A 9769-nucleotide genomic window follows, 5' to 3' on the forward strand; every position below is an offset into this window, starting at 1 on the left:
GCCGCCGAGGAGACCACCGAGGATGTCGCCGATGATGGAGCCGCCACCGGCGGACTGGGTCTTGTTGCTTGTGCTCGACGCAGCGCCGCCGAGGACGTCCTTGAGGATCGCGTCGAGGTTGGGCTGCTGACCGCTGCCGGCCTGGGTGTTCTGCTGGGTCGGCTGCTGGACCTCGTCGGGGAAGACGTTGGTGTCCTGCGGCTGCCGCCGAGGACCTGGCCGAGGATGTCGCCGAGGCCGCCGCCGGAGCCACCCGCCGCACCGCCGGTCCGCTGGGTCATGTGCTTCATGATGTAAGACATCACGATCGGGGCGAGGATCGGCAGGAGGCGCTTGAACAGGCTGCCACCGAGACCGCCGCCGGCACCGTAGCCACCGAGCTGGTTGTAGACCGCCTCTTCGTTGTTGCCGAAGATGTGGCTGGTGATGGCAGCGCCGTCCTGGGGGTCGATCTGCCCGAGGTCGATGCCGCCGTCAAGCAGGCTTCCGCTGTGCTGGCCGAGGGCCTGGAGGATGGAGTTGGCGCCCATAGGGTCCTGGGCGTTGGCATCCAGTCCGCCGAAGAGCGCGGGGAGCGCGGTTGCGGCGGCCTGTTCGACGGTGTTGGGGTCGGCCCCCACCATGTCGGCCAGCTGGTTCATGTCCAGACTGTTCAGGATGTCGTCAACGGCATTGGACACAGGACGCACCTCTCGTTCGTGCGTCGTTGCTGACGCCGGGCCTCCCCCGCATCGGTGCGGTGGCGATCTCCGTTCGGATCAACGTAGCAACTGGGGGGCGTCTATTCCCGCTCAGAGCCCGCGGAAGTGAACGGAAAGAGGCATGCTAGAGGTATGACGACGGCAGCCATGGACCGGACCTTGATCCTGGTTCGGCACGCCGCTACGGCCCACCAGGGACCCGGCGAGGACGACCACGACCGTGAACTGACTCCGCAAGGGCACCTCGACGCCCGCGCCGCCGGCGCGTGGTTGCGCACGCATGACTTCGGGGTCGATCAGGTTTTGTGCTCCAGCGCCGAGCGCACGCGCCAGAGCACCGAGGGCATGTGGGCCGGCGGGTGCTGCGAGGCCGATGTGCATTATGACGGGCGCATCTACAACGCCTCCCCCGAAACCCTGCTCGACGTCCTGCGGGAGGCGGACGACGCCGCCAATGTCGTGATGCTCGTCGGGCATGCGCCCGGGGTGCCGGCCCTGGCGAGCCTGCTCGCGGACGGCGAAGGCAACGACTCGGCGCACGAGTGCCTCGCCGCCGGCTTCCCCACGACGGGGATCGCCGTATTGCGCTTCGCTGGGCCGTGGCGCGACCTCGCCTTCGGTGGCGCGCGCCTCGAGCGTTTCCACCTCGCCCGGGCCTGACAACAACCAGGTCGCGGACGCGATCTGGGCCGTATGCCGCGCGGGTGCCAGAATCGCCGTATGCCGGAACTGCGTTCGCGAACCTCCACTCACGGCCGGACCATGGCGGGAGCCCGCGCCCTGTGGCGTGCCACGGGCATGACCGACGACGACTTCGGCAAGCCGATCGTCGCCATCGCCAACAGCTTCACGCAGTTCGTGCCGGGGCACGTCCACCTCAAGGATCTCGGGCAGCTTGTCGCCGGCGCGGTCGCCGCAGCCGGGGGAGTGGCCAAGGAGTTCAACACGATCGCCGTCGACGACGGAATCGCCATGGGGCACAGCGGGATGCTCTACTCGCTGCCCTCGCGCGAATTGATCGCCGACGCCGTCGAGTACATGGTCAACGCCCACTGCGCCGACGCCCTCGTGTGCATCTCCAATTGCGACAAGATCACCCCGGGCATGCTGCTCGCCGCCCTCCGCCTGAACATCCCGGTGGTCTTCGTCTCCGGTGGGCCGATGGAGGCGGGCAAGACGGTCGCCGTCGAGGGCATCGTGCACGAGAAGATCGACCTGATCGATGCGATGATCGCCTCGTCCAATGACGCGGTCAGCGACGAGCAGCTCGACACCATCGAGCGCTCGGCGTGCCCCACGTGCGGATCGTGCTCGGGCATGTTCACCGCCAACTCGATGAACTGCCTCACCGAGGCGATCGGGTTGTCGTTGCCGGGCAACGGATCCACGCTCGCCACCCACGCGGCGCGCAAGGACCTCTTCCTGCGCGCCGGATCCTTGATCGTCGAACTCTGCCGCCGCTACTACGACGGCGACGACGACTCGGTGCTGCCGCGCAATGTCGCCTCCCACGATGCGTTCACCAATGCCTTCGCCCTCGATGTCGCGATGGGTGGCTCCACCAACACCGTGCTGCACCTGCTCGCTGCGGCCCGCGAGGCCGACCTCGACTTCCGGATGGCGGACATCGACGCCATCTCGCGCCGCGTGCCATGCCTGGCCAAGGTCGCCCCCAACAGTCCGAAGTACCACATGGAGGACGTGCACCGGGCCGGCGGCATACCCGCAATCCTCGGCGAACTCGACCGGGCCGGGTTGCTGCAGAGGGACGTTCACGCCGTGCACTCGCCTTCTTTGTCAAAATGGCTGGGGGAGTGGGACATTCGCGGCGGCTCCGCCACTGAGGCGGCCCTTGAACTCTTCCACGCCGCTCCGGGCGGTGTCCGCACCACCGAACCCTTCTCGACCGAGAACCGTTGGGCCAGTGTCGATGTCGATCAGGCGGAGGGCTGCATCCGCAGCGTCGACCACGCCTACACCGTCGACGGCGGCCTCGCCGTGCTAACCGGCAATATCGCCCCGGACGGCTGTGTCGTCAAGACCGCCGGCGTGCCGGAGTCGGTGTGGCGATTCACGGGGACGGCCCGGGTCTTCGAGTCCCAGGACGACGCGGTGGCCGGGATCCTCGACAAGTCCGTGACGGCCGGTGACGTGGTCGTCATCCGCTACGAGGGCCCCAAGGGCGGACCGGGGATGCAGGAGATGCTCTATCCCACCTCCTTCCTCAAGGGCCGCGGCCTGGGCCAGCAGTGCGCGTTGATCACCGACGGCCGGTTCTCCGGGGGCACGAGCGGCCTGTCGATCGGCCATATCTCGCCCGAGGCCGCCAGCGGCGGCGCGATCGCCCTCATCGAGGACGGCGACACGGTCGAGATCGACATCCCCGGCCGGTCGATCGATCTCGCTGTCTCCGAAGAGATCCTGGCCGAGCGCCGGGCCAAGCAAGAGGCGCGGGAACGCCCCTACACACCGGTCAACCGCGACCGTCAGGTCTCCGCGGCGCTGCGGGCCTACGCCTCCATGGCCACCTCCGCCGCCGACGGCGCCGTCCGAATCGTCCCCTGAGGCCTCGGTATGTGGGAGCGAGTGCGTGCGGCGGTGCTTCTCGAGCCGGGACGCTACGCGATCCAGGAGTTCGCCCGGCCCCGGCTGGAGCCGGGCGCAGCGTTGATGCGGATGGACCTGTCCGGCATCTGCGGCACCGACAAGCACACCTATCAGGGCAAGACCAGAGTTGGTGACTCACACCTACGGGCTCGCCGATGCCGATACGGCCCGGCACATGAGCATGAACCCGCGGAGCATGAAGGTCTGTATCGCTCCGTCGCTTTGAGATGCCGCCCTTTGGGCGCCGCGTCCGTCCACTGAGACGCGACGGGCGCGTCGTTGACGCGGCATACGTCCGGGGGAGAGAGTTGACCCGTGGCCTTCCTCCTCGTACTCGATGAGCGCGCATAGCCCCTGTCCGACTAGCGCGCTACCCCGACGTCCCGCCCAGGGACTGAGGGGTTTTTTATTGCATCGATGACCGATCTGGATCACCACACCACACGAAAACCGAACTGAGAGCGGACGATACGAGATGACAACGACAGACGGAGTGGCCGCGCGATCCGCGACGCCGAGTCCGGCGACGATGGCCCACAAGGCTCAGACGCAGTCGAACCGAGTCGAGGTCACGGGCGCGCAGTCGCTGATCCTCGCTCTCGAAGCGGTCGGGGCCGACACCGTGTTCGGCCTCCCGGGCGGGGCGATCCTGCCGGCATACGACCCGCTGTTGGACTCCACCACGGTCCGGCACATCCTCGTCCGCCACGAGCAGGGCGCAGGTCACGCAGCAGAGGGGTATGCCGCCGCCACCGGCAAGGTCGGCGTGTGCATGGCGACGTCCGGTCCGGGCGCGACCAACCTGGTCACGCCGATCGCCGACGCCTACATGGACTCGGTGCCGATCGTCGCGATCACCGGGCAGGTCTCCTCCCGCGCCATCGGCACGGACGCCTTCCAGGAGGCAGACATTCGCGGCATCACGATGCCGATCACCAAGCACAACTACCTGGTGACGAACGCCGACGACATCCCGCGCGTCATCGCCGAGGCCTTCCACATCGCCGCGACGGGACGCCCGGGTCCGGTGCTCGTCGACATCGCGAAGGACGCACTCCAGTCCAAGACCACATTCGTCTGGCCGCCCAGGGTCTCGCTTCCGGGCTATCACCCGGTGATCAAGCCGCACGCCAAACAGATTCGCGAGGCGGCGCGGCTGATCCAGGCCGCGAGGCGGCCCGTGCTGTATGTCGGTGGGGGCGTCATCCGCGCCCACGCCGCCGAGGATCTGGCAGCCTTCGTCGCCGCGACCGGCATCCCCGTGGTCACCACGCTGATGGCCCGCGGTGCCTTCCCCGACAGCCACCAACTGCACCTCGGCATGCCGGGCATGCACGGGTCGGTGGCGGCCGTGACGGCGCTGCAGAAGTCGGATCTGCTCATCACCCTCGGCGCTCGTTTCGACGACCGCGTCACGGGCGAGTTGAAGTCGTTCGCCCCGGACGCCAAGGTGATTCACGCCGACATCGACCCGGCCGAGATCTCCAAGAACCGGGTCGCCGACGTGCCGATCGTCGGGGACGCCAAGGCGATCATCGCCGACCTGACCACCGCGGTCACCAGCGGCGAATACCAGGCCGACCCGGCGGCATACCAGGCCTGGCGCGAGACGACGATCGGCTGGAAATCCACTTTCCCCGTGGGATATTCGGCGCCGAGCAGCGACGCGCTCATGCCGCAATACGTCATCGAACGGCTGGGTGCGATCGCCGGCCCCGAGGCCGTCTACGTGCCCGGCGTCGGCCAGCACCAGATGTGGGCGGCGCAGTTCATCAGATACGAGCGGCCGATGGCGTTCGCCAACTCCGGCGGTTTGGGGACGATGGGCTATTCGGTGCCGGCGGCGATGGGTGCCAAGGTCGCCGAACCCGACCGCACGGTGTGGGCGATCGACGGCGACGGCTGCTTCCAGATGACCAATCAGGAGCTGGCGACCTGCGTCATCAACAACATCCCGATCAAGATCGCGGTGATCAACAACTCCAGCCTCGGCATGGTGCGCCAGTGGCAGACGCTCTTCTACAACGAGCGCTACTCCAACACCGACCTGCACACCTCCGTCGGCATGCGGGTGCCCGACTTCGTCAAGCTGGCCGAGGCGTATGGCTGTGTCGGCCTGCGCTGCGAGAGCCCGGACGATGTCGACGCCACCATCACCAAGGCGATGGAGATCAACGACGTGCCCGTGCTGATCGACTTCGTCGTGGAGCGCGACGCCATGGTGTGGCCGATGGTCGCCGCCGGCGTCAGCAACGATCTGATCCAGATCGCCAAAGACACTGCGCCGCAATGGGATCGAGAGGAGTCCGAGGCGATGGAACAGGACCTCGACGCCGACCACGACGGCATACCGTCCGGCAGCCACCGTCCCGAGACCACCGCCTGATCCAGACGAGGAATCCCCAACATGTCAACGCATACCCTCTCCGTGCTCGTCGAGGACAAGCCCGGCGTGCTCGCGCGGATCTCGGCGCTCTTCTCCCGCCGCGGGTTCAACATCATCTCCCTCGCCGTCGGCCCGACGGAGCACCCCGACGTCTCCCGCATGACCGTCGTCGTCGATGTCGAGGAGTTGCCGCTGGAGCAGGTGACCAAACAGCTGAACAAGCTCGTCGAGGTGCTCAAGGTCGTCGAGCTGGACCGCGACAGCTCCATCCAGCGCCAGATCGTCCTGGTCAAGATCCGCGCCGACGCCCACACCCGCAGCCAGGTCCTCGAGATCGTCCAACTGTTCCGCGCCAAAGTCGTCGACGTCACCCCCGAGGCGATCTCGGTCGAGGCGACGGGCAATGTCGACAAGATCCACGACCTGCTCGAGTTGCTCGAGCCCTATGGCGTCAAGGAACTCGTCCAGTCCGGCGTCGTGGCCCTCGGCCGCGGCTCCCGCTCGATCACCGACCGCGCCCTGCGCACGGCATAGCCGCCACACGTCACATCCCGTTTCCCGGCGGGCGGACCGGGGCCGACGGGCCTGAGCCCGCGGCATACGCTTTCCCACAGTTCCCTGCACCCCACCTCACAAGGAGTTGGCCACGATGGCCGAGATGTTCTACGACGACGACGCCGACCTGTCGCTGATCCAGGGCCGCAAGGTCGCGGTCATCGGTTACGGCAGCCAGGGCCACGCCCACAGCCTCTGCCTGCGCGACAGCGGAGTCGACGTGCGCGTCGGCCTCGCCGAGGGCAGCAAGTCCCGCGCCAAGGCCGAGGACGAAGGGCTGCGCGTGCTGAACGTCGCCGACGCGGTCAAGGAAGCCGACTTCGTCGTCATCCTCACGCCCGACCAGGTGCAGCGGCACGTGTGGGCCGACCACATCGCACCCAACCTCAACAAGGGCGCGACGATCCTCTTCGGTCACGGGTTCAACATCCGCTTCGGCTATATCACCCCGCCGAGCGACTCCGACGTCATCATGGTCGCCCCCAAGGGCCCCGGCCACATCGTGCGCCGCGAGTTCGTCGACGGGCGCGGGGTGCCGGTGCTCGTCGCCGTCGAGCAGGACGCCTCCGGGCAGGCGCTCGAGATGGCCAAGTCCTACGCGAAGGCCCTCGGCGGCCTGCGTGCCGGCGGCATCAAGACCACCTTCACCGAGGAGTGCGAGACCGACCTGTTCGGCGAGCAGTCCGTGCTGTGCGGTGGGCTGTCGCAACTGATCATGTACGGCTTCGAGACCCTGACCGAGGCCGGCTACCAGCCCGAGGTCGCCTACTTCGAGTGCCTGCACGAGGTCAAGCTGATCGTCGACCTGATGGTCGAGGGCGGCATCGCCAAGCAGCGCTGGTCGGTCTCCGACACCGCCGAATACGGCGACTACGTCTCCGGCCCCCGCGTCATCGACCCGCACGTCAAGGAGAACATGCAGGCCGTTCTCGCCGACATCACCTCCGGCGCCTTCGCCAAGCGCTTCATCGACGACCAGGACAACGGCGGCGCCGAGTTCACGGCGTTGCGCGAGAAGGGCGCCCAGCACCCGATCGAGAAGACCGGCAAGGAACTGCGCAAGCTGATGGCCTGGCTCGACACCGAGCAGGACGCCGACTACGTCGAGGGCTCCGCCGCCCGCTGACGCTCGCCCGCGCACAACGACTCGGTTACCCATTGGTTGTGGGGGCGTGCACCCCCCACAACCAATGGGTAACGGCGTCTCTGAGCGAGGAGTAGCATCCGAATCGTGCGTCCATCCACACCAAAGCTGGGGCGCACCCGACTCTTCCTGGGCAACTGCGGCGCGGCGGGGTACCTGATTCCTCTCGTGGCCAAGCCCGAACTCGCGGACAAGCTTTCGAGTACCTCGTCGCATCCCTGCGACGCTCCGAATAACCTTGCGCCCATGTCACAGCTGCGGATCGCCCAGGACGAGCACGCCGACGAGGTCTTGAGCACCGACCCCTTCGGGCTCCTCGTGGGCATGCTGCTGGACCAGCAGTTCCCGATGGAACGCGCCTTCGCCGGGCCGGCGAAGATCCTGGACCGCTTCGGCACACTCGACCCGGCCGTCATCGCGACCGCCGACCCCGCGCCCTTCTCCGACCTGTGCGCCACGCCGCCCGCGATCCACCGGTATGGCCGCTCGATGGCGGGGCGGGTGCAGGAATTGGCACGCACCGTCGTCGAGTCGTATGGCGGTGACGCCGCCGCGATCTGGACCGGCGCGCGGGACACCAATGACCTCCTCGCCCGCCTCAAGGCGCTCCCGGGGTTCGGCGACCAGAAGGCGCGCATCTTCGCTGCCCTCCTCGGCAAGCAACTCGGGGTCACGCCGGACGGCTGGCGCGAGGCGATCGGACCGTATGCCGAGCCGGGCTCCTTCCGCTCCGTCGCCGACGTCGTCGATCCCGATTCGCTGCAGAAGGTGCGGGACTTCAAGAAGGCCGCGAAGGCCAAGGCCAAGGCAAACACGTGACATCTCGACGGGGTCGAGTCGACATCTCGACGCCCTCGAATCGACATCTCGACGGGGGTCAGCGGCCGGGCGGGATGGCCGAGAGGTCGAACTCGGGCAGATAGCGGCTGAGGGCTTCGCGGGGGGCGAGTTCGGCACCGATCTGGCAGAGGACGCCGATGCCGCCGAGCCAGACGCGGTGGATGAGCAGATACTCGGGCGGCAGGTTGAACTTCATCCCCACGGCCCACTCCGGGCGGCGAATGTCGTTCATGCGCAATGTGATCGAGCGCAGCCAGGCCCGGTCGAAACGGTAGGTCTCATACGTCAGCGGTTCGATGAACATCATCAGATAGGACAGCAGCTCGTCGGCGTCGACCTTCACCGACTCCCTGATGAAGCCCTCCTGCCGCAACCCGGCGACGAGGGCGTCCGCCTCGCCGGCCAGGGCCAGGGTGAGCAGCCGTCCCAGCGCGAGCGGGAGGCCGCCCGGGAGGCGGTTGACGGCGCCGAAGTCGAGGATGCCGAGCCGCCCGTCGGGCGTGATCCGGAAGTTGCCGGGATGCGGGTCGGCGTGCAGTTGCCCCGCCCGCGTCGGCCCGGCGAGCAGGAACTCCAGATAGAGCTGAGCGGCGGCGTTGCGGGTCTCCTGGTCGCCCTCGGCGATGATCCGCGACAACGGCACACCGGCGAGCCACTCGTTGACCAGCACGGCGGGGGTCGCGTGCACGACCTCGGGGATCGCGAAGTCCGGGTCGCCCCGGAATGCGTCGGAGAAGACCCGCTGATGCTCGGCCTCCATGAAGTAGTCGAGTTCCTCGCTCACCCGGGCCCGCAACTCGGCCATGATCGGCTTGATGTCGAGGCCGGGGATGAAGCTCGTCGCCAGCCGGGCCACCCGCGACAGCTGGTTGATGTCGCTGAGCAGCGCCTCCCGCGCCCCGGGGTACTGGATCTTGACCGCCACGTCCCGCCCGTCACGCCAGACCGCTCGGTGCACCTGGCCGATCGACGCGGCCGCCGACGGTATGTCGTCGAACGACTCGAATTTCGCCGTGCGCCACCGGGGTCCGAGCTCGGCGGCCAGGACCGCGTGCACCTGCTCCGGCGGCAGCGGCGGCGCCGCCTCCTGCAGCTTGGTCAACGTCGCCCGATAGGGCGCCGCCCACTCCTCGGGCAGCGCCGCCTCCATGACGGACATGGCCTGCCCGACCTTCATGGCGCCACCCTTGAGTTCTCCGAGCACGGCGAACAGTTGCTCCGCCGTCCGGGCCTGGAACTCGGCCGCGACCGCCTCTGCGGGCCGCCCGCCGACCCGTTTGCCGATCCCGATCGCCCCCCGGCCGGCCATCCCCAATGGCAAGGAGACGAGCTTAGCGGTGCGTTTGGCGCTGCGCCGGGGAAGTTCGTTCACGCGCCTATTGTCACAGGCGCACCCGCCGGCTCGGCGCACGTGGCGCACAGCGGGTGGGTGCGCCACCGGTGCTGGCGCACGCTCGGCCACGGTGCGGCGACGTCGAGGGCGAGCCCGGTGGGCGGCATACCGTCGAGGAAACCGGTGGCGACACGCGCGGCCAG

General features: G+C 68.2%; 8 protein-coding genes. 6 read left to right on the top strand and 2 right to left on the bottom strand.

The window, feature by feature from the left end; translation table 11 throughout:
* Nucleotides 1-680, bottom strand: a 680-nt coding sequence (locus tag BN11_RS21340; protein WP_053084111.1) for a DUF937 domain-containing protein, incomplete at its 3' end; no start/stop codon positions are given.
* 153 nt (nucleotides 681-833) lie between these two features.
* Here BN11_RS21340 and BN11_RS13905 point away from each other — a divergent pair.
* The 6 genes from BN11_RS13905 to BN11_RS13930 all read left to right on the top strand — a co-directional run bounded on the left by BN11_RS13905 (nucleotide 834) and on the right by BN11_RS13930 (nucleotide 8212).
* Nucleotides 834-1361 (top strand): SixA phosphatase family protein, encoded by a 528-nt coding sequence (locus tag BN11_RS13905; RefSeq protein WP_048698594.1) that lies wholly within the window; start codon nucleotides 834-836, stop codon nucleotides 1359-1361.
* 60 nt (nucleotides 1362-1421) lie between these two features.
* Nucleotides 1422-3266, top strand: a complete 1845-nt coding sequence (gene ilvD / locus BN11_RS13910; protein WP_083433762.1) for a dihydroxy-acid dehydratase — start codon at nucleotides 1422-1424, stop codon at nucleotides 3264-3266.
* 517 nt (nucleotides 3267-3783) lie between these two features.
* Nucleotides 3784-5694: an acetolactate synthase large subunit gene (locus BN11_RS13915; protein ID WP_083433763.1), complete on the top strand. Its 1911-nt coding sequence runs from the start codon at nucleotides 3784-3786 to the stop codon at nucleotides 5692-5694.
* 21 nt (nucleotides 5695-5715) lie between these two features.
* Nucleotides 5716-6228, top strand: a complete 513-nt coding sequence (gene ilvN / locus BN11_RS13920) for an acetolactate synthase small subunit (RefSeq protein WP_048698597.1) — start codon at nucleotides 5716-5718, stop codon at nucleotides 6226-6228.
* Nucleotides 6229-6343: 115 nt separating this feature from the next.
* Nucleotides 6344-7375, top strand: coding sequence for a ketol-acid reductoisomerase (gene ilvC, locus BN11_RS13925; protein WP_048698599.1), 1032 nt, complete (start codon nucleotides 6344-6346; stop codon nucleotides 7373-7375).
* A 264-nt stretch (nucleotides 7376-7639) separates the two neighbouring features.
* Nucleotides 7640-8212: an HhH-GPD-type base excision DNA repair protein gene (locus tag BN11_RS13930; protein WP_048698601.1), complete on the top strand. Its 573-nt coding sequence runs from the start codon at nucleotides 7640-7642 to the stop codon at nucleotides 8210-8212.
* 58 nt (nucleotides 8213-8270) lie between these two features.
* Here BN11_RS13930 and BN11_RS13935 read toward each other — a convergent pair whose 3' ends face one another.
* Nucleotides 8271-9605, bottom strand: coding sequence for an ABC1 kinase family protein (locus BN11_RS13935; RefSeq protein ID WP_048698603.1), 1335 nt, complete (start codon nucleotides 9603-9605; stop codon nucleotides 8271-8273).
* Nucleotides 9606-9769 lie beyond the last annotated feature (164 nt).

This window comes from Nostocoides australiense Ben110 (genome assembly GCF_001050535.1).
GTDB lineage: Bacteria > Actinomycetota > Actinomycetes > Actinomycetales > Dermatophilaceae > Nostocoides_A > Nostocoides_A australiense.